This is a genomic window from Micromonospora salmantinae (genome assembly GCF_022230905.1).
GTDB classification, from domain to species: Bacteria; Actinomycetota; Actinomycetes; order Mycobacteriales; family Micromonosporaceae; genus Micromonospora; species Micromonospora salmantinae.
In genome coordinates, this window is sequence record NZ_JAKKFG010000023.1 from 55,367 (window position 1) to 75,461 (window position 20,095).

The window sequence follows — 20,095 nt, forward strand, 5'->3', positions numbered from 1 at the left end:
CGCGGCTCTGGTTCTGGTGACCGGGGCGGGTTGCAGCTCGGTACCGGTCGGCGCGGCCCACTCCGCGACCGGGGTCGAGGGCTGAACAGGAAAACCGCGCTCTGGGCGATCGGCTGCGCGCCGCCTTTGCGGACCATCGACTGGCGCTGGCCGCACCGCGCTGGCTCGCCCCGATGCTCGACCTGATCGGCGCAGTCCACCAGCTCATCGATGTCGACGGGCTGGGGCCGTACCGGTGGCCACCGCTGTCGCCGGACTGGGCGGTGAACCTGCATGGGCGGGGGCCGCAGTCGCGCCGATTGCTGCACATCGCCCAACCCCGGCGACTGATGGCCTTCGCCTGGCCGGAGGCGGGACACCACACTGCACCGGAGTGGCGGCAAGACGAGCACGAGGTCCGCCGGTGGTGCCGGCTACTGGCCTGGTACGGCATCGTGGCCGACCCGGACGACCTCGCGCTGCGCCGACCACCGGCGCAGAAGCTGCCGATCGGGGTGACGATCGTGCACTGGGAGGAGGCCGAACGGATCGGACACGAATTGTCCGCCGCGGTGACGGCCATCGCCACCAGGGAGCGGTTCACCTGCCGATCCTGGTGATCATCGCCCATCGGGTCTGCCAGGGTCGTTCGTGCGGCGACGTTCGCCCAGGTGAGCCGGCGCTTGGTCCAAAGATGCGGGTGGTGGAAAATAGGCGAATGCGCGTACGCAACCGCAACAACGTGGTGGTGACCGGTCGTCAGGGCGGCCCTACCGTTGTGCTCGCGCACGGCTTCGGCTGCGATCAGCAGATGTGGCGTCATGTGGTAGCCGAAATCGGACAATGGGCCCAGCTGGTGTTGTTTGATCACGTCGGATCGGGCAAAGCCGATCCGGCGGCCTGGGACGCTGACCGGTACGCCTCCCTGGACGGCTACGCCGACGACGTGCTGAGCATCTGCCAGGACCTCGACCTCCAGCAGCCGGTCTTCGTGGGGCATTCGGTCAGTTCGAGCATCGGGGTCCTCGCGGCGAACCGCGAACCGGACCGCTTCTCCGCGCTTGTCCTGGTCACCCCCTCACCGTGTTACATCGACGACGAAAACTACCGGGGCGGTTTCACCCGCGACGACATCGACGACCTGCTCGGTTCACTCGAGAGCAACTACCTCGGCTGGTCGTCGAGCATGGCACCTTTGATCATGGGCAACCCGGAGCGGCCGGAGCTGGGTGAAGAGCTGACGGCGAGCTTCTGCCGGACGGATCCCGCGATGGCGCAGGTGTTCGCCCGTGCGACGTTCCTGTCTGACAACCGCGCGGATCTCGCCGCGGTGAGCGTTCCCACGTTGATCCTGCAATGTGCTCAGGACGCCATCGCGCCGCCCGAAGTCGGCGCGTTCGTGCATGCGCAGATAGCCGGAAGTCGGCTCGTGACCTTGGATGCGACAGGGCATTGCCCCCAGTTGAGCGCGCCGGAGGCCACCGCCGCAGCGATCACGTCGTTTTGCAGGGCCGCCTACCGATGACCGCAACTTCGGGGCACGACCCTCGCGGCCAAGGTTCCGGCGACGACAGGAGTGCCCAGCCGAGTGAAGCCGGGTTCCCGGCCCTGCTGGAGGACGACCTCGAAGACCTGTACGAGAACGCGCCCTGCGGGCACCTGTCCACCCTCCTGGACGGCACCATCGCCAAAATCAACGGCACCCTGCTGACGTGGCTCGGCTACCGCCGCGAGGAACTCGTCGGTCAGCGCCGCTTCAGCGATCTCCTCACCGGTGGCGGCAGGATCTACCACGAGACCCACTTCGCGCCGATTCTGGCCATGCAGGGCGAGATCGGCGGTGTGTCCCTCGAACTCCGTACCAAGGACGGCACCCGGATGCCGGTCCTCGTCACGTCGATCGTCAAGGCCGGCAGCGAGGGTCAACCCCAACTCATCCGGACGGCGATTTTCGACGCCAAGATGCGCCGTGCCTACGAACGAGAGCTCCTCGATGCCCGTAAGGCCGCCGAACGCGAGGACGAACGGCTGCGGCACCTCGTCGGCAAGCTCCAACGCAGTCTCCTCCCCGCTGTGCTGCAGACTCCGCCCGGACTGGACAGCGCCGCGTACTACCGGGCGGCCTCCACCGACCATGTCGGCGGCGACTTCTATGACCTGTTCCCCCTCGTCGACGGCCGCTGGGGGTTCTTCCTGGGCGATGTCAGCGGCAAGGGGGTCGAAGCGGCTGCCGTCACCGCCCTGGCCCGCTACACGTTGCGGGCCGCAACCGTCTACGACCCCGACCCCGCCGCCGCGCTGCACAACCTCAACACGGTGCTCTGGCAGGAATACCGGGAGGACGCCCGCTACTGCACCGTCGTGTTCGGCATCCTCACACCCACGACGGCCGTCGGCGGCTTCACCGCGATCATCGCCAGCGGTGGGCACCCGGAGCCCCTGCTACTGCGGGCCGATGGCTCGATCCACTACCACCCCACGAAGGGCCGCATCGTGGGGGCCTTCCCGGACTCCCGATACACCAACACCACGGTGGTGGTGAACCCTGGCGACACGTTCCTCCTCTACAGCGACGGACTCACCGAGGCTCGTCCCGTCGGCAGTGAGACCGCCGACGGCCGCTACGGAGCGCCGGCCCTCGCCCGATTTGCCCGCTCTCTCGCGCCCACCACCGCCGCCGCAGCCGTCACCGCCGTCACCGCTCTACTCGATACGTTCGGCGCCGGACTCACCGACGACACCGCTGTCCTGGCCATCGGTGCCCCACCGCACCGAGCCTGACCGGCCGGACTCCGACACCCGGCTGTGCAGCCGGCGAATCGGCAATGTTCTGGCCGGCCGGCCCACGCTCCGACGCCCTTGCGACGCACCGACGCGGCCTGCCGAGGGGGTGCGCTCAGGCCGGTCGTCCGGGGGCAGGTGGCAGACTCATCGGCGTGGACGACGTGGCTGCATCGACGGTGGATGGTGAGCTGGAGAGCGTCAGCCTGGTGGACCTCGCCGTCTCTCGGCTGACCCGGGAAATCCTCAGCGGCAAGAGCGACCCGGGCGAGCGCCTGGTGGAGGAGCAGTTGACCCGGCGGCTGGGGATCAGCCGGGCTCCGTTGCGGGAGGCGCTGCGGTTGCTGGCCCAGCAGGGGCTGGTCGAGCACGTGCCCCGGCGTGGAGTCCGGGTAGCCACCCTGTCGGACCGCGACGTGCAGGAGCTGTACGAGCTGCGTGACATGCTGGAACGCTTCTCGGTGCGGGCGGGGATCCCGGTCGCTCGGGAGAGTGACCTCGCCGGATTGCGTGCGACGCTCGATCAGTTGAGGGAGGCGACCCGGGCCGGTGACCGGATGGCGGTCGCCGAGTCGCACCGGGAGTTCCACGTCGCGCTGGTGGCGCTCGCCGGCAACCGGCAACTCTCCGCCGTGTACGGCTCGATCCTGGTGAAGCTCCAGCTCTACATGGCGATCAACCTGCGCCGGGAGGCGGAGCTGGCGCAGCCGCTGGACGGGGTCCACCGGCACGAGCGTTTGTTCGAGGCGGTCGCCGGAGGAGACCCGGAGGAGGTGCTCGCCGTGCTCTCCGGGCACGGCGCGCGTTCGTACCTCGGCTAGCTGACGTCAGCCAGGGCCGGCGGGCTGCAGCCACGCGCCGTCATGTCGTCGTTACGTGCCGCGCGGTTTCCTGAAACAGAACAGTCGACAATCGACTGTATGCCAGAGCGAACGAGGTCCATTGCGGAGCTTCGGTCGGCGTACCGCGAGGGCGGCCTGACCCCGGCGGACCATGCCGAACGCGTCCTGGACGGGCTTGCCGGGCGCGACGACGGGCCGGTCTGGATCAGCGCGGTCCCGGCCGAGCTCCTACGTGAGCGCGCCGGATCGCTGACCCGCCACGGTGATCCCGCGCTGCCGCTGTACGGGATCCCGTTCGCGGTCAAGGACAACATCGACGTGGCCGGCATGGTCACCACCGCGGGCTGCCCCGACTTCGGTTACCTGGCCGCTGAGGACGCTCCGGTGGTGCGCCGGCTCCTCGACGCCGGGGCGCTGCTGGTCGGCAAGACCAACCTCGACCAGTTCGCCACCGGCCTGACCGGCGCCCGCTCGCCGTACGGCAGTTGCCAGAGCGTGTTCGGCGGCGGCCTCATCTCCGGGGGCTCCAGCTCCGGCTCGGCGGTCGCGGTGGCCGCGGGCCAGGTCAGCTTCGCCCTGGGTACGGACACCGCCGGCTCCGGCCGGGTGCCGGCGGCACTCAACGGGATAGTCGGCCTCAAGCCCACCCGAGGTCTACTCAGCACGGCCGGCGTGGTGCCCGCCTGCCGCTCACTGGACTGCGTGTCGGTCTTCGCCCCCGACGTGGCCGGCGCCCTCGACGTGCTGCACGCCGCCCGTGCCGTCACCCCCGCCGACCCCTGGGGGCGTCCGTTCCCGGCCGAGCGGGTCGTGCCCCGCCCGCCGGGGACGCTCCGCCTCGGGGTGCCCCGGACAGAAGACCTGGAGTTCTTCGGCGACACCGGGCAGGAGACCCGCTTCGCTGCGGGCGTGGAGCGGCTGCGCACCTTCGTCGGGTCCCCCCGGTCGGTGCCGCTCGGCGCCTTCTTCGAGGCGGGCGACCTGCTCTACCGGGGACCCTGGGTGGCCGAGCGACTCGTCGCCCTGGACGGCTTCCTGCGCTCGCACCCCGAGTCGGTCCTCGCTGTCACCCGGGCCGTACTGGAGACCGGGCGGCGCTACGACGCGATCGCCGCCTTCCGGGGTCAGCACCGCCTGCGCGAACTGCGAGCGCAGGTCGACCAGCTCTGGCAGGACATCGACGTGCTGGTGGTGCCCACCGTCGGCAGCACCTTCACACTCGACGAGATCGCCGAGGACCCGATCGGGCGCAACGCCATGCTCGGCCGCTACACCCAGTTCGCGAACCTGCTCGACCTGGCCGCGGTGACCGTACCCAACGGGTTCACCAGCTCCGGCCGCCCGGCGAGCCTGACCCTCGTCGGCCCGGCGTTCAGCGACACCACACTGGCCCGGCTGGCCGCCACCCTGACCGAGGGCGGTGCGCCGCCCGGCGCGGTCGAGGCCGTCTCACCGCCGTCGCAGCGCTCGGCGGAACTGCTGGTCGCCGTGGTCGGCCGGCACCTCACCGGTGAGTCCCGCAACGGCGAGTTGCTCGGGCACGGCGCGGTCCTCGCCGGCACCGCCCGCACCGCACCGCTCTACCGGCTGTACCGGATGGACACCCCCGACGGCGAGGGACTGCCCGGCCTCGTCCGGATCGGCCCGGACAGCTCGACGGGCCATCCGATCGAGGTCGAGCTGTGGCGGCTGCCCACCGCCGCGGTCGGTGGCCTGCTGGCCGGCGTGCCGGCACCCCTCTCGCTCGGTTGGGTCCGGCTGCACGACGGGCGGGACGTGCTCGGTTTTCTCTGCGAAGCGTATGCGGCGGGCCCACCGGCCGAGGACATCAGCGCCAGCGGTGGGTGGCGGGCGTACCGGCGTTCCGCGGCCCGGCGCTGACGCGGCAGCACCAGCGATCACGACAGGAGGCGAGAGGATGGGCAGCATCGGGCCGGTAACGGCCAACCCCTACCCGTGGCCCTACGACGGCGCGGCGGACACCGCGCGTACCGCACTGCTCTGCATCGACTGGCAGACCGACTTCTGTGGACCGGGCGGCTACGTCGACGCGATGGGTTACGACATCGGCCTCACCCGGGCCGGCCTGCCGGCCACTGCCCGGCTACTGGAGCACGCACGATCGCTCGGGATGCTTGTCGTACACACCCGGGAGGGACACGACCCGCAGCTGTCGGATCTGCCGGCGAACAAGCGGTGGCGTTCGGCGCGTATCGGCGCCGAGATCGGCGCCGCCGGACCGGCCGGCCGGATCCTGGTCAGAGGTGAGCCGGGCTGGGAGATCGTGCCCGAGGTGGCCCCGGTGTCCGGTGAGGTGATCATCGACAAGCCGGGCAAGGGCGCCTTCTACGCCACCAACCTCGACCTGGTGCTCCGCACCCGGGGCATCACCCACCTGATCCTCACCGGCATCACCACCGACGTCTGCGTGCACACCACAATGCGCGAGGCGAACGACCGTGGGTACGAGTGCCTGATCCTCTCCGACTGCACCGGCGCCACCGACAAGGCCAACCACGACGCGGCACTGCACATGGTCACCATGCAGGGCGGTGTCTTCGGCTGCGTCACCACCTCCGACGACGTCATCGCCGCCACGGCCAGGTGAGGTGCGCCCATGTTGACCATCGCCGCCGCACGGCCCGGACCGTACTTCTTCGACCTCTCGACCACGGCGCTGCTCGTCATCGACATGCAGCGCGACTTCCTGGAACCTGGCGGTTTCGGTGAGAGCCTGGGCAACGACGTCGGTCAGTTGCGCCGGACCATCGCGCCGCTCGCGGCGCTGCTGGCCGACGCCCGAGCCGTCGGCCTGAGCATCCTGCACACCCGCGAGGGGCACCTGCCCGACCTGTCCGACTGCCCGCCGGCCAAGCTCAGCCGCGGCGCGCCGAGCAAACGGATCGGTGACCCCGGACCCAAGGGCCGCATCCTGGTCCGTGGCGAGTACGGCCACGACATCGTCGACGAGCTGACGCCGCTGCCCGACGAGCCGGTCATCGACAAGCCCGGCAAGGGCGCCTTCCACGCCACCAACCTGGACGTCCTGCTCACCGAGCGGGGCATCCGCAGCCTCCTGGTCGCCGGGGTCACCACCGAAGTGTGCGTGCACACCACCGTCCGGGAGGCCAACGACCGCGGGTACGAGTGCCTCGTGCTCGCCGACTGCGTCGGGTCCTACTTCCCCGAGTTCCACCGGGTCGGACTCGACATGATCGCCGCCCAGGGCGGCATCTTCGGCTGGGTCGCCGACTCGGCGCAGGTACGCGCCGCGCTACCCACCACCGGAGTGTTGCAGCCCTCCTCCTGACCGGGAGCAGCCATGACCTCGACCAAACCCACAGTCGCCCCGCTCCCGTACTGGGTCCGCGGCGACACCAACGCGTTCTTCGGTTTCGGCGTCAACGTCCTGGTCAACGTGCTCACCCTGACCGGGCTCTGCCTCGCCGTGGTGAACCTTCCCGAGGGGGAGGTGTTCGGCACCATCCTGCCGGCGCTCGGCATCGCCCTGGTCGCCGGGAACATCTACTACACCTACCTGGCCCGCCGGCTGGCTCGACGGGAGAACCGCACCGACGTGACGGCACTGCCGTACGGGCCGAGCGTGCCGCACATGTTCATCGTCATCTTCGTCATCATGCTCCCCATCTACCTGCGCACCCAGGATCCCGTACGGGCCTGGGAAGCCGGTCTGGCGTGGGCCTTCATCATCGGCGTGATCGTGTTGATCGGCGCGTTCGTCGGGCCGTACATCCGCCGGTACGCGCCCCGGGCCGCGCTGCTCGGCACCCTCGCCGGAATCTCCATCACGTTCATCTCGATGAACCCGGCCGGGCAGATGTGGCGGATGGCCTGGGTCGCGCTACCGGTCTTCGCGTTGCTGCTGATCGGTCTGCTGACCGATGTGAAGTTGCCGTTCAACTTCCCGATCGGGCTCGCCGCGCTGCTGCTCGGCACCGCTATCGGCTGGGTCGGTGGGGCGATGTCGGTGCCGGACGTGACGGCCGCGGCCCGGGACATCGCGATCGCCGTCCCCTCGTTCAAGCTGGACCTGCTCTTCACCGGGCTCGCCGACATGGCGCCCCTGCTGGCGACGGCGATCCCGCTCGGCGTCTACAACTTCACCGAGGGCATGACGAACGTGGAGAGCGCGGCCACCGCCGGGGACAACTACAACCTGCGCAGCGTGCTGCTCGCCGACGGTGCGGGCGCGGTGATCGGGGCAGCGCTCGGCTCGCCGTTCCCACCGGCCGTCTACGTCGGGCACCCGGGCTGGAAGGCCGCCGGTGGACGCAGCGGTTACTCGATGGCGACCGGTGTGGTGATCGCGCTGCTCTGCTTCCTCGGCATGTTCGGGCTGCTCGGCGCGATCTTCCCGACGGCGGCGATCGTGCCGATTCTGCTCTACATCGGATTGCTGATCGGTGCACAGGCGTTCCAGGCGACCCCCAGGGCGCACGCCGCGGCAGTGGTCGCCGCGCTGATCCCGAACATCGCGGCCTGGGCCACCGGGCAGATCGACAACACCCTGGCGGCGGCCGGCACCACCGCCGCGGCGGTCGGTGACGATGCGCTCAACGGCGCCGGAGTGATCTACGACGGGCTGATGGTGCTGGGTCAGGGCGCGATCCTCGCCGGCCTGGTGCTCGGCGCGGTGGTGGTCTTCATCATCGACAAGCGGTTCGGTCGGGCCGCGATCTTCGCCGGCTCCGGTGCGCTGCTGTCATTCATCGGGTTGATCCACGGCGAGCGGATCGAGTGGAACGCCAACGGTCAGGTGGCCCTCGGCTACCTTTTCGTCGCGGTGATCTGTGTGGTCTTCGCGCTGGGCCGCCCCACGCCCCGCGAACCCGGACCGGAGGAGGTCGATCCGGACCGGGAGCCCGGCCGGGCCGATCCCGCCAATGACCCGTCGGCCGACGAGCAGCGGACCTCGGCGCTGAGAGGCTGACCCGGCGGGCCCGGTCGGGGGCGTCACGGCTCCCGACCGGGCCGGCAAGTTCCCGGACCGAACGGACCGAAGGGACGTACCGCATGGAGATCGACCGGACGGACGTGGTCGCCGAGGTGGCGGCGGCCTTCGCCGACTACGAACGGGCGCTGGCCGACGGGGACGCCGACCGGATCTGCGGGTACTTCTGGGATTCCGAGCGGACAGTGCGGTTCGGCCTCGCCGACCATCAGTACGGGCTTGACGAGCAGCGCAAGTGGCGTGCCGCGCAGCCACCGCTGCCGGCCGGTCGCCGGCTGGTCGACCCGATCGTCACCACGTTCGGCCCGGACCTGGCGGTCGTGACAACCCGATTCGGGTACGACGGCACCGCCGCCACCGGGCGGCAGACCCAGACCTGGGTACGCCTGCCCGTCGGCTGGCGGATCGTCACCGCGCACGTCTCAGTCTCCGCCGCTCCCACCGCCTGACGGCAACGCGCCGCCCGGGAAAGGACCCGAGCGGCGCGTCTCCGACATGAGGGGCGTTGCCTGGTGCGGTACTAGGCGCGCCTGGCCCACTGCTGGTTGGCGCCGCCGTGGCAGGCCCAGAGGTGAAGTTGCGTCCCATTGGCCGTGCCGGATGCGACGGCGTCGAGGCACAGCCCCGATTGGGCGCTGGTGATGGTGCCGTTGGAGTTCAGGTTCCACTGTTGGTTGGCTTGGCCGTTGCAGTCCCAGATGAGGACCGCGGTGCCGTTGCTGGTGCCCGCGCCGCTGGCGTCGAGGCACTTGTTGCCGTAGACGGTCAGGGTGCGGTTGGCGGTGTGGGTCCAGCGCTGGTTGGTGCCACCGTGACAGTCCCACAGCTGCGGGCGGGCGCCGTTGGCGGTGCTGGAGTTGGGGATGTCGATGCACCGGCCGGACTGGCTCCCCGCGATCAGCACGTTCTGCTGGCCGGGCGGCGGGGTGGTCGGCGGGGGAGTGGTGGGTGGCACGTCCGACCCGAACTGGGTGAAGAACCGCCACACTTCCTGCTTGACCCAGCTCCGCGCGCCGCTCTCACAGCCGGCGCACCCGTCCACCGGGCCCTGCTGGTGGCCGCCGTCGAACGCGGCCCAGAGCACCGGGTATCCGGGCTGGCAGGAGTACGCGGTGGTGATGTGGGTCAGGCTGCCAGCCCTCGGCTCGGGCGGGCTCTGTGCGGCGCATCCGTTGTTGCGGACGAACCTGTCGCGCAGCGACCGTCCGCTGGGGATGTTGTCGTTGATGCCGTGAATCCCCAGGTACGCCACTGGCTGGGTGCCGCCGCTGCATCCGCTGATCGCCCCCGGGGCCGCGATCGCCGCGACCGCCCGGAACACCGTCGGCCGGGAACACGCCAACGAGTAGCTCATCGCGCCGCCGTAGCTGAACCCGACCGAGAAGCGTTGTGTGGTGTCGACGCAGAGAGCGTTGTCGATCATGCGGATCATGTCGTCGGTGAAGGTGACGTCCTCACCGTTGGAGTTGCCCCAGCCGTTGTTGAGGCCCTGCGGGGCGACGAAGATGGTGGTGTTGTTCGACTGGGAGAGCATGCCGTAGTAGGCCCACGCGGCCCCGTCGGAGCCGCCGCCCGCGACCTGGCTGGCGGTGCCGCCCAACCAGTGGAACCCGAAGGCCAGCCGGTGGGCGTAGGTGTTGTTGTAGTTGTCCGGCAGTCGAAGGATGAAGCTGCGGCTCTTTCCGCTGCTCTGGATGGTGTGGGTGCCGCTGTTCAGTCCGGGCGCCTTGCCGCAGCCGGCAGTGGTGGCCGCTGCCGCCGGTGAGACTGTCGTGAGGACGTACATTCCTACGGCGATCAGGACCATCACCGCCATGGCTGCCCCCAGCCAGGGGGCGGAGAGTTTGCGAATTGGCACGGCCGATCCTCCTTGTGGGTGGTTGAACATCCGTTGGGCCGGTCCCCGTCCCGGGAACCTCGCCGGGCTCAGCTCCGGCTCCAGCGTTGGTTGGCCGCGCCGGTGCAGTCCCAGATCTGGACGCGCGTGCCGTTGGCAGTGCCGTTGCCGACCATGTCCAGGCACCGGCCCGAACCAACTCCGGTGATCGAGCCGTCGGTGTTGAGCCGCCACTTCTGGTTGGACTGGCCGTTGCAGTCCCAGATGATCACCGTGCTGCCGTTCGCGGTGCCGGCGCCGTTGACGTCGAGGCACTTGCCGCCGAAGACGCGCAGCTCCTGGGCGGCGGTCGAGGTCCAGCTCTGGTTGCTCTGGCCGTGGCAGTCCCAGATGATCGCCGCCGCGCCGTTGGTCTGCGAGGCGCCGTTGACGTCGAGGCACCGTCCGGAGGACGTGCTGCGCAGGGGCGACGTGCCGCTCGGTGGCGGGGTGGTGGTCGGTGGCGGTGTCGTGGGGTCGGTGCTACCGAACTGGGTGAAGAACCTCCACACCTCGCCCTTGGTCCAGGTCCGGGCGCCGCTGTCCCCGCCGCCGTCCACCGGGCCGGGGGTGTGCCCGCCGTCGAAGGCGGCCCAGACCACCGGATAGCCGGACTGGCATCCCGAGTAGGTGGTGGTGATGTGGGTCAGGCTGCCCGCCCTCGGCTCCGGCGGGTTCTGCGCGGTGCACCCGTTGTTCCGCACGAACCTGTCACGCAGGGACCGTCCGGCGGAGATGTTGAGCACCGAGTCTCCGATGCCGTGGATCCCCATGTATGCGATCGGCTGGGTGCCGCCGCTGCACCCGCTGAGCTGCCCGCCGGCGTAGACCGCGACAGCGCGGAATACCCCTGCCCGGGAACAGGCCAGTGAGTAGCTCATGCCGCCGCCGTAGCTGAAGCCGAGCGCGAAGCGTTGCGTGGTCTCGACGCAGAGGTCTGCCTCGATCACCCTGATCATGTCGTCGACGAAGGTGACGTCCTGGCCGCCGGGGTTGGCCCAGCCGTTGCCGTTGCCCTGGGGGGCGACGAAAATGGTGCTGTTGTTCGCCTGCTGCCGCAGCCCGTAGTAGGACCAGGCGGCCCCGTCGGACCCACCGCCGTCGACGTCGTTCGCGGTGCCGCCGTTCCAGTGGAATCCGAAGATCAATCGGTAGGGATGGTTCCTGTCGTAGTTGTCAGGAATCCTCAGGATGAAACTACGGTTCTGGCCGCTGCTCTGGATGGACCGTTGGCCGCTGGTCAACGTGGGCGCCTTGCCGCACCCGGCGGTCGCTGCGGCCGCTCCGATGTTCGCGGCCGACGCGGTGGTGCTCAAACCACCGGCCAGTGCCCCCGCGCTCACTGTCATGACGACGGCCGCCGCCGTCGCAAGCAGTCCAAGGATGGGTCTACGTCTTGTCATGAAAGGGCTCCCGCCACTCGGCACGAACTGGTTGAACAGGTCCACGGCAACCCGCACGCCGCCACGACGCGCCGCTGCGGGTCACCCCATCGACCACGTTCGCCGCGGACGAACCCCAGAGGACGCGATGTGCCGGCGGCGCCCGGCCGGTTCGTCGACGCAGGTTTCCGCCACTGGTCTCGCTGCCCACGCAGGACCAGTCGGTCGTCGAATCGACTGTGGCCACACAGTGCGCCCGAACACCACGCGACCGTTCGCCCGACGGTGTCGGAAGACCCGGCTCGGCGTCGAATCGATTCGCTCCGACGCTAGATCGCGCAGTGAAAGATGTCAATGCCGTGTCCGGCAGGTTGCGACCCGGCTGGGCCGGTCAGGCGCTCGTGAGATCTGCCGCGCCGAAGGAGACCGCGAACCGCTTGCACCAGATGGAGACGCTGCGGAAGTCGGCCGGGTCCACCGACGCCGGCAGCTCGTACACCTGGTTGCCCTTGTTGCCCTTGAGCTTGGCGAGCTCGACCCATTCGCCGTCGTCGAACACCCGCCAGCCGGCCGTGCCCCGGATGACCGGTTGGTCGGTCAGCCACACCCGAAGGTCCGGACCGTTCGACGTGTTCAGGTCTCGGATGATGAGCTGGTGGCGCCCGTCGGCGAGCCGGTGGATCTCGGCACTGCCTGTCGTCCGGTGCTCATGGGTGACGAACTCGCCGGTGGTCAGGATCTCGTTCGCCGCTGGGGTGGCCGCCGAGGTCGCGGGGGCCGGCGTCGAGGACTCCGGGGTCGCGGACGCCGGGACTGGGGCGGCCGATGTCGTCGCTACGCGGGGAATCGCCTCGTCGACGTAGGTGTCGGTGAACAGCTTCCACGGCTGGAACCAGTAGAGGCCCAGCATCGCCACGACGACAGCGACTGCGAGACCGGCTCGGACCACCGGCGACCGGAACATCCGTTTTCTCACCCCCGCAGCGTACGGCCGCAGCCGCCGTCGAACTGTTCGCGAACCCTTTCGGAACTCTTACGACGCTCACCGCTCCGTATCTGCCAGCGCCAGTCCGCACGGGCAGGCTCCCTGGTCCTCCGGCAACGTCTTCACCGCGTCACCGAGCAGGAGGCGCAGGCGATCGATGTTCCGGGCGAAGACAGTGAACACCTCCTGCTGGGTCACGCCCTGGCCAACCTCGACGCCCGAGTCGAGGTCGGTCACCACTGACAGCGCTGTGTAACACAGTGCCAGTTCGCGGGCCAACACCGCTTCCGGGTGGCCGGTCATGCCGACGACCGACCAGCCCTCCCGGCCGTACCAGCGCGATTCGGCGCGGGTGGAGAATCGGGGCCCTTCGATGACGACCATCGTCCCGCCGTCGACCGGCTGCCAACCGGCGGATCGGGCGGCGTCGAGGACAGTGGCCCGTCCGACCGGACAGTAGGGGTCGGCGAAGGGCACGTGAACGACCTGGGAGGGCTTCCCGTCCGCGCGGGGCTGCCCGTCGTAGTAGGTCTGCTCCCGGCCGCTGGTCCGGTCGACCAGTTGGTCCGGTACGACGAGCGTCCCCGGGCCCAGATCCGGTCGCAGGCCGCCCACGGCGCCCGGTGCGAGCACCTGGCGGACGCCGAGTGCGCGCAGCGCCCACAGGTTGGCCCGGTAGTTGATGCGGTGTGGGGGGAGGGTGTGCCGGCGTCCGTGGCGGGGCAGGAACACCACCGGCCGCCCGGCGACACTCCCGACGGACAGCGCGTCGCTCGGCGGTCCGTACGGTGTGTCGACGGTGACCTCTGCGACGTCGTCGAGGAACTCGTAGAACCCCGATCCGCCGATCACGGCGATCGGTGGGCGATCGGTCGTGCTGGTGTCTCCTGCTGACATGTGTGCCCCTCCTGGGCGAACAGTGAAAACGGGTGGGGGTCGACTCAGCGACGGTCTGCCCGTCGGTGCGCGACGCGGCGGTCGACAGTGGTGGCGACGACCAGGACGACCACGATCACGGCCCACACGACAGCCAGCCCGACAGCGAGCCCCAGCGGGTAGTCGCGGTCCGGTAGGCCCGGGTTCGGAGGCGCCGAGGGTGGTCGCCACAGCAGGGGCACCGCGATCAGCAGCAATGTGGCGCTGGCCAGCAGACCCGCGGCGATCCAGGCCCGGCGCAACCGATTCGTCACCAGTCGACCCAGCGCCAACCCGGCCAGTCCGACCAGCGGTGCCACCAGGACGTCGTGCAGCACCGGGCCGCCGATCAGCCATGGCAGGGCGGTGCCGAACTGGGGAAGCAGCAACCAACCGCCGTACGCGGTGGCCGCGGCACCGACCACGAACAGGAGCAGCCGGACCGTTCTCACCGCAACACCTCCAGCCGGGCCACCCACTTGGTCTGCAGGACGCCGGGCCGGCTCGGCGCGATGAGTCGACACGGGTAACCGTGGTCGGGCGAGAGTTGCTCGCCATTGATTCGCAGGGCGAGCAGGGTCAGCGGGTCGCGGGCATGGGCCGCAGGGAGCGTGCTGGCCGCGTACAGGCCGTCGGTCTCCAGCGAGGTGACCCGAACCGGTCGGCCGGTCGGTGCGCCGGCCCGGCGGAGCAACTGAACGACGGGCACGCCGGTCCAGTGGGCCGAGACGCTCCAGCCCTCCACGCAGGCGATCGGCAGTTCCGCCGTCCGTTGCGGCAGGGCCGCCAGGTCGGCCAGGGACAGGCTGTCTCGCCCGCCCGGCCAAACGATCTCCAGACGCCAGTCCGGGGGAACGGTGACGCGCGCGGCAGCCGCCGTACGGTTGATCGGTACGCCCTGCGGCCCGGACGCGGAACGCCACGCCAGCGGTGACACCCGACGTAGCCACGGCACTGTGACCCCGGCGGTGGCCAGCACGGCGACGCCGGCGACGCCCACCGAGGTACGCAGGAACGCGCGTCGCGCGGACGAGTCCCGATCGTCGGGCCCTGGTGTCGCGGCCGGTAGCGCTCCGCTGCGCCGCAGTGGCGTGCTCAGCGCCGCGCGGGCCACCGGGAGCTTCACCGCGACGTGCAGCAGCATCGCCCCGACCACCAGCCAGGCGACCGCGTAGTGCGCCGTCGGGAAGAAGAACCCCCACGGGTACGACTGGGCGACGTTGAAAAGGCCCGTGACCAGTTCGAAGAACGCGCCGCAGACCAGCACCAGGACGGAGATCCGTTCGAGGGTGTGGGCGGACAACCGGATCGGCTGACGGAGGGGCGGACGGACGAACAGCCGGGGGTAGACGCTCCACAGTTTGGCCAGCAGCAACGGGATCGCCGCGACACCGGAGAGCACGTGAACGCCCTGGGTGACCCGGTACAGGTTGACCGGTCGGGTCGGCCAGGTGAACCAGCCCGGTGGGTGCTGGATGTAGTGGCTGAGCAACCCGGTGCCGAAACACAGCCCGAACGCCACCCCGAGCCAGAGGCCGAGCCGGGCGGTGACCAGCGGTGAGTGCGAGGGCCCGGTGAAGTCCTCGGGGGCGGGGACGCGTGGCCGGCGGATCATGAGTGTGCCAACTCGACGAACCAGCGTGGACCGAACCGGAAACGGTCGACGACGCGCAGGCCGGCAGCGGCGGCGGCACGGGCCACCGCCTCCGCCCCGACCCGCGCCCAGCGAAACGCCGGCCCGCGCAGTTCCCGATCGCCGGACGATCCGGACAGGACGTACGCCTGCCCCTGCCACAGCCCGGCCCCCGGGGGTTCCACCTCGACCACCAGCGTTCCGTCGGCCGCGACCAGGGTGCCGCACCGGCGCAGCAGGCGGACCGGGTCGCCGCCGATGCCGATGTTGCCGTCGATGAGCAGGGCGTGCGCCCACCTCCCCTCGCCGGGAAGCGGTTCGAAGACGTCGCGTCGCAGGGCCACCACACCTCGGCCCTGGGTCAGACGTACCGCCTCGGCGGAGATGTCCACACCCAGTGCGACGAGGCCGCGCTGGGCGAGTGCCCTGGTCAGCCGGCCGGGGCCGCAGCCGAGATCGATCGTGGGCCCGGTGCAGCGTGCGGCGACGGACTCGATTGCCGGTTCGGGCGGGCCGTGCCAGCGCCGTACCGGCAACAGGTCACGTCGCCCGTCGGTGTGCACCAGCCAATGCTCGGGTTGGGTCGCCGGCCTCGGGCCGACCGGCGTGCCATGGGCGTCCTGGTCGGCGGACCAACCGCCGAGTCTGCCCAGCACCACGTCGAAACCGTCGAGACTGATCGTCGGATTCACCGGGGGTGTCCGCTCAGCAGATGGCCGCCCACCGACGCGACGGCGTCCGCGAACCGGGTGCCGGGTAGGCCGGCCGCGACCGCCAGCGCCGTCGACCAGTCGTCGACATCGCGCAGCACTGGCAGGATCGCCGGTTGTACGCCGTGCCCGCGCAGCGCGGCGAGGGTGCGGCGCCCGGTGTCGTCGGTCGACATGGGTACGTCGCGTAACGCGCTCGCGTACCTCGGATCGCGTAACCCGAGTGCCCACCAGCCACCGTCCAACGCCGGCCCGAACACCGCCTCGTGTTCGGCGAGCCGCTCCAGCGCGGTGGTGAGCACTGCCGGCCCGATCTGCGGGGTGTCCATGCCGATCTGCAGCACCGGTCGGCCGGGAAATGCCGCAGCGGTGTCGGCGTGGGCGTTCGCGAGGCGGTCGGCGAACGTGCCGCCGCGCTGCGGAAGCAGGTGCCAGCCCGCCAACGCTGCGGTCAACTCCGCGCCGAACTCGGCATCGGCGAACCGACCGGTGTGGGCCAGCACGGGAATGGTCGAGGCGGTGGCGCGCACCGCCGCGAGAGTGTCCAGCAGCGACGCCGCCGCGATCCGGGCCGCCTGGGTGGGATCGGCTGGCGGGCAGAGGCGCGTCTTCGCCTGCCCGGGGACCGGCGCCTTCGCGACCAGGAGCAGGACGTTCACCGGCCACCACCGGCGTCGGCGCGCAGCACTCCGGCGAAGTCCCGGGTCGCCCGCAGCGTGCCCCGGACCGACCCGGAGACCTTCGAGCGGGTGCCGGCGGCCCGGGGCGCGTACGCGACGTCCAGTTCGAGGATCCGCCAGCCCGCTCCGGCGGCGCGCAGCAGCAACTCCAGGGGGTAGCCGAACGCCCGGTCGTCGACCCCGAGGCCCAGCAGCGCCGCCCTGCGGGCCACCCGGATCGGGCTGATGTCGTACACCGGCACGCCACGACGCCGCAGCAGGGCCGCGACCAGCGCGTTCCCGGCGCGGGCATGCCACGGCCAGGCATCCGCCGAGACCGGCCGACGCCGCCCCACGGCGAGATCGGCTCGCCCGTCGAGCACCGCCGAGGAGAGCCTGGGCAACTCGGCCGGGTCGAACGAGCCGTCCGCGTCGAGCACGCAGACCAGATCCGCCTCCGCCGCCAGCAGGCCGGCGTGCACGGCAGCGCCGTACCCGCGTCGCGGCTCGTGGACGACCCGGGCTCCGTGCTCGGCCGCGACGCCCGGCGAACCGTCGGTGGAGCCGTTGTCGACCACGATGGCGCGGTAGCCGGGCGGTAGCCCGCTCAGTACGGCAGGCAGTGCGGCCGCCTCGTCCAGACACGGCAGCACCACGTCGATCGTTGTGTGCATACCGGCGACGCTAGGCCCGCCACCGGCCGCCCGGACCGCGGTTTCTCCTTACGAATCGCTTACACGGCAACGGATCTTACGACTCGCTGACGTCTCACCGTCTGGCCGCCGAATGCCTGGTGGGAGGTCGTATCGTCGGCCGTCACCATGACCATGATGACCCGGCCGGGACGAACCCGGTCCGCCGACCTGATCGTCCTCGGCGCCGAGGTGGCTCTGCTCGCCGTCGCCGTCGCCGTCGGCGCCCTGCTCAACCACCAGGGCGTACGGCTGCACGCCGACGCGGCGCCGCTCTACGCGAGTTGGCAGCCCCACCTGGGGCCCGGCACCCCCGCCGCGCTTCTCGTCGCCGCGCTGTTCGTCTGGCGGGGCGTGCGCTGGGCAACCGACACGCCGTGGCCGCGACTGCTGGCGGTCGGCTACCTCGCCTCGCTGCTCTGGACGCTGTCACTGGCCCTGGTGGACGGCTGGTCCGCGGGGTTGACCGAGCGGCTCACAGTGCAGGCCGAGTACCTGCACGAGGTGCCCCGGGTGACTGACGTCGGCATCATGCTGTCCGGCTTCGCCGACCGGATTCTCGACTTCCAGCCCGACTCGTGGTCCACCCACGCTGCCGCTCACCCACCGGGAGCGTTGCTGTTCTTCGTCTGGCTGGAGCGGATCGGCCTGGGCGGCGGGACCGCCGCCGGGCTCGCCTGCGTGCTGCTCGGCGCCACGGTGTCGGTGTCGGTTCCGGTGACGTTGCGGGCACTCGGCGCCGAGGACGCGGCCAGAGCGGTGTGGCCGTTCCTGGTGCTCCTCCCGGGGGCGGTCTGGGTGGGCGCGTCCGCGGACGGGATCTTCGCAGCGGTGGTCGCGGCCGGGCTGGCGTTGCTGGCGGTGGGTGGCCGACCAGGGGCTGTACTGGGCGGCTTGCTACTCGGCTTCGCGCTCTACCTGTCGTACGGGTTCGTCCTGGTCGGGTTGCTCGCGTTGACAGTGGTGTTGCTCCGGGCGCGGGACCGCCTCGGCGTGCTCCTGGTCGCGGCGACGGCGGTCGCGGGCGTCGTCGCCGTGTTCACCCTCGCCGGCTTCTGGTGGCTGGACGGCTACCACCTGGTGGCACGTCGTTACTACCAGGGCTGGGCGGCGGAACGTCCGTACGGTTACTGGGTCTGGGCGAATCTCGCCGCCCTGCTGCTCTCGGCCGGCCCGGTGGTCGGGCCGGCGCTGCGGCGGGCGGTGGCCGCCGTGTCGATCCGAGCACCGCACCCGCCGCTCGCGACGGCCCTCCGGCAGCGGATCGCCAGCGCCGGGCCCACTGTGTGGCTGCCCATCGCGGCGACGGCGGCGGTGCTCGCGGCGGACCTGTCCGGGCTCAGCAAGGCCGAGGTCGAGCGGATCTGGCTACCGTTCGCCGTCTGGCTGCTGGTCGCCACCGCGCACCTGCCCCACTCTCACCGACGGTGGTGGTTGGCCGCCCAGGCCGCCACGGCTCTCGCCGTCAACCACCTACTGTGGACGGTGTCGTGACCGATGCCGGGTCCCGCATCACCGCCGTGGTGAAGTCGGCGATGCCAGCGGCGAAGCCGACTCGGGCGGTGAAACCGAGCACCCGGGCGGCGCGCGCCGGATCCGCCACGACGTGCCGTACGTCCGCCGCCCGTCCGCCCCCGACCGTGACCGGCGGTGGCCCGCCCATCGCCGCCGCCAGCTCGTGGGCCAACTCGCCGACGGTGTGTGGTTCGCCCGAGCAGACGTTGATCGGGGTCAGGGGATCCGGTGCCGGTGTCGTGAGGGCCAGCAGGTTGGCAGTGGCCACGTCGGTCACGTGCACGAAGTCGCGCCGTTGCCGGCCGTCCTCGAGCACCCGGGGCGGTCGTCCGGCGGCCAGGGCCGACCGGAAGATCGACGCGACCCCCGAATACGGAGTGTCACGGGGCATTCGCGGACCGTAGACGTTGTGGTAGCGCAGGGCCCAGACCGATCCGCCGGTCTGCCGGGCCCAGGCACCGGCGAGGTGTTCCTGAGCCAGCTTGGTGGCGGCGTACGTGCTGTGCGGCTCCAGCGGCGCGTCCTCGGGCACGAGACCGGGGGAGAGCTCCTGGTCGCAGCGAGGGCAGGTCGGCTCGTACTGGCCCTCGGCCAGGTCGACGACCCGGCGGTTGGCCGGCCGGACGATCCCGTGGGTGGGGCAGTGGTAGCGGCCCTCGCCGTAGACCACCATCGAGCTGGCCAGCACCAACCGGCGTACGCCGGTGGCGTGCATCGCCGCGAGGAGGGTGGCGGTGCCGAGGTCGTTGTGCGCGGCGTACCGGGGGGCGTCGGCCGGGTCGATGCCATGGCCGACCATGGCCGCCTGATGGCAGACCGCGTCGACCCCGGCCAGTAGCCGGGTCAGCAGCTCGCCGTCGCGTACGTCACCGACCACCACGTCGTGCCGCTCGGTCCACGGCGGCGCCGTCGCAGCGTGCGCCTCGGGCAGGAGCGCGTCCACTGCCACCACCTCGTGCCCGTCGTCGGTGAGCAGGTCGGCGACGTGTGAGCCGATGAACCCGGCCGCACCGGTGACAAGGATCCGCATTCCGGTCACCGTATGACCTCGCGTACGCCCGCTCGGGTTTTCGCGCGCAGCCGTAAGAACCTCGCAAGGTTTGCCGGTGCGGGCGGAGTCTGGTACGTGGCTACGCTGGGCCGATGGACATCTG

The 20,095-nt window shown here is 70.9% G+C and carries 20 protein-coding genes; 10 read left to right on the plus strand and 10 right to left on the minus strand.

From position 1 onward, the window contains the following. Positions 1–173: 173 nt before the first annotated feature. The 9 genes from PSH03_RS18580 (at position 174) to PSH03_RS18620 (ending at position 9,023) form a co-directional block, all read left to right on the plus strand. Positions 174–599 (plus strand): hypothetical protein, encoded by a 426-nt coding sequence (locus PSH03_RS18580; protein ID WP_210783689.1) that lies wholly within the window; start codon positions 174–176, stop codon positions 597–599. 98 nt (positions 600–697) lie between these two features. Then, on the plus strand, positions 698–1,504 hold the full coding sequence (locus PSH03_RS18585; RefSeq protein WP_210783687.1) for an alpha/beta fold hydrolase: 807 nt from the start codon (positions 698–700) through the stop codon (positions 1,502–1,504). Then, a complete protein-coding gene (locus PSH03_RS18590; RefSeq protein WP_210783685.1) occupies positions 1,501–2,760 on the plus strand; it encodes a PP2C family protein-serine/threonine phosphatase in 1,260 nt (419 codons plus the stop codon). Before PSH03_RS18585 ends, PSH03_RS18590 begins: the two co-directional genes overlap by 4 nt. A gap of 155 nt (positions 2,761–2,915) precedes the next feature. Beyond that, on the plus strand, positions 2,916–3,581 hold the full coding sequence (locus tag PSH03_RS18595) for a GntR family transcriptional regulator (protein ID WP_238689897.1): 666 nt from the start codon (positions 2,916–2,918) through the stop codon (positions 3,579–3,581). Between the two features lie 99 nt (positions 3,582–3,680). After that, positions 3,681–5,483, plus strand: coding sequence for an allophanate hydrolase (gene atzF / locus PSH03_RS18600; RefSeq protein WP_238689898.1), 1,803 nt, complete (start codon positions 3,681–3,683; stop codon positions 5,481–5,483). Positions 5,484–5,520: 37 nt separating this feature from the next. Then, a complete protein-coding gene (gene biuH, locus PSH03_RS18605) occupies positions 5,521–6,210 on the plus strand; it encodes a biuret amidohydrolase (RefSeq protein ID WP_210783679.1) in 690 nt (229 codons plus the stop codon). A 9-nt stretch (positions 6,211–6,219) separates the two neighbouring features. Next, positions 6,220–6,912: a cysteine hydrolase family protein gene (locus tag PSH03_RS18610; protein WP_238689899.1), complete on the plus strand. Its 693-nt coding sequence runs from the start codon at positions 6,220–6,222 to the stop codon at positions 6,910–6,912. Between the two features lie 12 nt (positions 6,913–6,924). Beyond that, entirely contained in the window at positions 6,925–8,553 is a 1,629-nt protein-coding gene (locus PSH03_RS18615) for a SulP family inorganic anion transporter (protein WP_238689900.1), read from the plus strand. An 83-nt stretch (positions 8,554–8,636) separates the two neighbouring features. Further along, entirely contained in the window at positions 8,637–9,023 is a 387-nt protein-coding gene (locus tag PSH03_RS18620) for an AtzH-like domain-containing protein (protein ID WP_210783675.1), read from the plus strand. A gap of 71 nt (positions 9,024–9,094) precedes the next feature. Here PSH03_RS18620 and PSH03_RS18625 read toward each other — a convergent pair whose 3' ends face one another. From PSH03_RS18625 to PSH03_RS18665, 9 genes are all read right to left on the minus strand, one after another. After that, on the minus strand, positions 9,095–10,432 hold the full coding sequence (locus PSH03_RS18625) for a ricin-type beta-trefoil lectin domain protein (protein WP_372494802.1): 1,338 nt from the start codon (positions 10,430–10,432) through the stop codon (positions 9,095–9,097). A 68-nt stretch (positions 10,433–10,500) separates the two neighbouring features. Then, the gene (locus PSH03_RS18630; protein WP_210783673.1) at positions 10,501–11,853 is read right to left on the minus strand and encodes a ricin-type beta-trefoil lectin domain protein; all 1,353 of its coding nucleotides are present in this window, start codon (positions 11,851–11,853) and stop codon (positions 10,501–10,503) included. Between the two features lie 370 nt (positions 11,854–12,223). After that, the gene (locus PSH03_RS18635) at positions 12,224–12,808 is read right to left on the minus strand and encodes a DM13 domain-containing protein (RefSeq protein ID WP_372494803.1); all 585 of its coding nucleotides are present in this window, start codon (positions 12,806–12,808) and stop codon (positions 12,224–12,226) included. 66 nt (positions 12,809–12,874) lie between these two features. Beyond that, on the minus strand, positions 12,875–13,714 hold the full coding sequence (locus PSH03_RS18640; protein WP_238689901.1) for an S-methyl-5'-thioadenosine phosphorylase: 840 nt from the start codon (positions 13,712–13,714) through the stop codon (positions 12,875–12,877). Positions 13,715–13,758: 44 nt separating this feature from the next. Beyond that, complete coding sequence (locus tag PSH03_RS18645; protein WP_210783669.1) at positions 13,759–14,184, minus strand: hypothetical protein; 426 nt, start codon at positions 14,182–14,184, stop codon at positions 13,759–13,761. Continuing rightward, entirely contained in the window at positions 14,181–15,347 is a 1,167-nt protein-coding gene (locus PSH03_RS18650; RefSeq protein WP_238689902.1) for a molybdopterin-dependent oxidoreductase, read from the minus strand. Before PSH03_RS18650 ends, PSH03_RS18645 begins: the two co-directional genes overlap by 4 nt. Next, on the minus strand, positions 15,344–16,057 hold the full coding sequence (locus PSH03_RS18655) for a class I SAM-dependent methyltransferase (protein ID WP_372494804.1): 714 nt from the start codon (positions 16,055–16,057) through the stop codon (positions 15,344–15,346). The genes PSH03_RS18650 and PSH03_RS18655 overlap by 4 nt, the downstream gene beginning before the upstream one ends. Beyond that, positions 16,054–16,734 (minus strand): TIGR04282 family arsenosugar biosynthesis glycosyltransferase, encoded by a 681-nt coding sequence (locus tag PSH03_RS18660; protein ID WP_238689903.1) that lies wholly within the window; start codon positions 16,732–16,734, stop codon positions 16,054–16,056. The genes PSH03_RS18655 and PSH03_RS18660 overlap by 4 nt, the downstream gene beginning before the upstream one ends. Next, a complete protein-coding gene (locus PSH03_RS18665) occupies positions 16,731–17,408 on the minus strand; it encodes a glycosyltransferase family 2 protein (protein WP_238689904.1) in 678 nt (225 codons plus the stop codon). Before PSH03_RS18665 ends, PSH03_RS18660 begins: the two co-directional genes overlap by 4 nt. Before the next feature lie 147 nt (positions 17,409–17,555). On the opposite strand from PSH03_RS18665, the gene PSH03_RS18670 reads away from it, so the two are divergent. Further along, positions 17,556–18,920 (plus strand): hypothetical protein, encoded by a 1,365-nt coding sequence (locus PSH03_RS18670; RefSeq protein ID WP_238689905.1) that lies wholly within the window; start codon positions 17,556–17,558, stop codon positions 18,918–18,920. Here PSH03_RS18670 and PSH03_RS18675 read toward each other — a convergent pair. Next, on the minus strand, positions 18,892–19,971 hold the full coding sequence (locus PSH03_RS18675; protein WP_238689906.1) for an NAD-dependent epimerase/dehydratase family protein: 1,080 nt from the start codon (positions 19,969–19,971) through the stop codon (positions 18,892–18,894). The two genes, PSH03_RS18670 and PSH03_RS18675, sit on opposite strands and share 29 nt — an antisense overlap. Positions 19,972–20,095 lie beyond the last annotated feature (124 nt).

What these genes read in the sequence shown, in the direction of transcription:
- PSH03_RS18580 (WP_210783689.1), top strand. Translation starts at nt 174, where the DNA reads ATGCTCGACCTGATCGGCGCAGTCCACCAGCTCATCGATGTCGACGGG.
- PSH03_RS18585 (WP_210783687.1), top strand. Translation starts at nt 698, where the DNA reads ATGCGCGTACGCAACCGCAACAACGTGGTGGTGACCGGTCGTCAGGGC.
- PSH03_RS18590 (WP_210783685.1), top strand. Translation starts at nt 1,501, where the DNA reads ATGACCGCAACTTCGGGGCACGACCCTCGCGGCCAAGGTTCCGGCGAC.
- atzF (WP_238689898.1), top strand. Translation starts at nt 3,681, where the DNA reads ATGCCAGAGCGAACGAGGTCCATTGCGGAGCTTCGGTCGGCGTACCGC.
- biuH (WP_210783679.1), top strand. Translation starts at nt 5,521, where the DNA reads ATGGGCAGCATCGGGCCGGTAACGGCCAACCCCTACCCGTGGCCCTAC.
- PSH03_RS18610 (WP_238689899.1), top strand. Translation starts at nt 6,220, where the DNA reads ATGTTGACCATCGCCGCCGCACGGCCCGGACCGTACTTCTTCGACCTC.
- PSH03_RS18615 (WP_238689900.1), top strand. Translation starts at nt 6,925, where the DNA reads ATGACCTCGACCAAACCCACAGTCGCCCCGCTCCCGTACTGGGTCCGC.
- PSH03_RS18620 (WP_210783675.1), top strand. Translation starts at nt 8,637, where the DNA reads ATGGAGATCGACCGGACGGACGTGGTCGCCGAGGTGGCGGCGGCCTTC.
- PSH03_RS18630 (WP_210783673.1), bottom strand. Translation starts at nt 11,853, where the DNA reads ATGACAAGACGTAGACCCATCCTTGGACTGCTTGCGACGGCGGCGGCC.
- PSH03_RS18640 (WP_238689901.1), bottom strand. Translation starts at nt 13,714, where the DNA reads ATGTCAGCAGGAGACACCAGCACGACCGATCGCCCACCGATCGCCGTG.
- PSH03_RS18650 (WP_238689902.1), bottom strand. Translation starts at nt 15,347, where the DNA reads ATGATCCGCCGGCCACGCGTCCCCGCCCCCGAGGACTTCACCGGGCCC.
- PSH03_RS18665 (WP_238689904.1), bottom strand. Translation starts at nt 17,408, where the DNA reads ATGCACACAACGATCGACGTGGTGCTGCCGTGTCTGGACGAGGCGGCC.
- PSH03_RS18670 (WP_238689905.1), top strand. Translation starts at nt 17,556, where the DNA reads ATGACCATGATGACCCGGCCGGGACGAACCCGGTCCGCCGACCTGATC.
- PSH03_RS18675 (WP_238689906.1), bottom strand. Translation starts at nt 19,971, where the DNA reads ATGCGGATCCTTGTCACCGGTGCGGCCGGGTTCATCGGCTCACACGTC.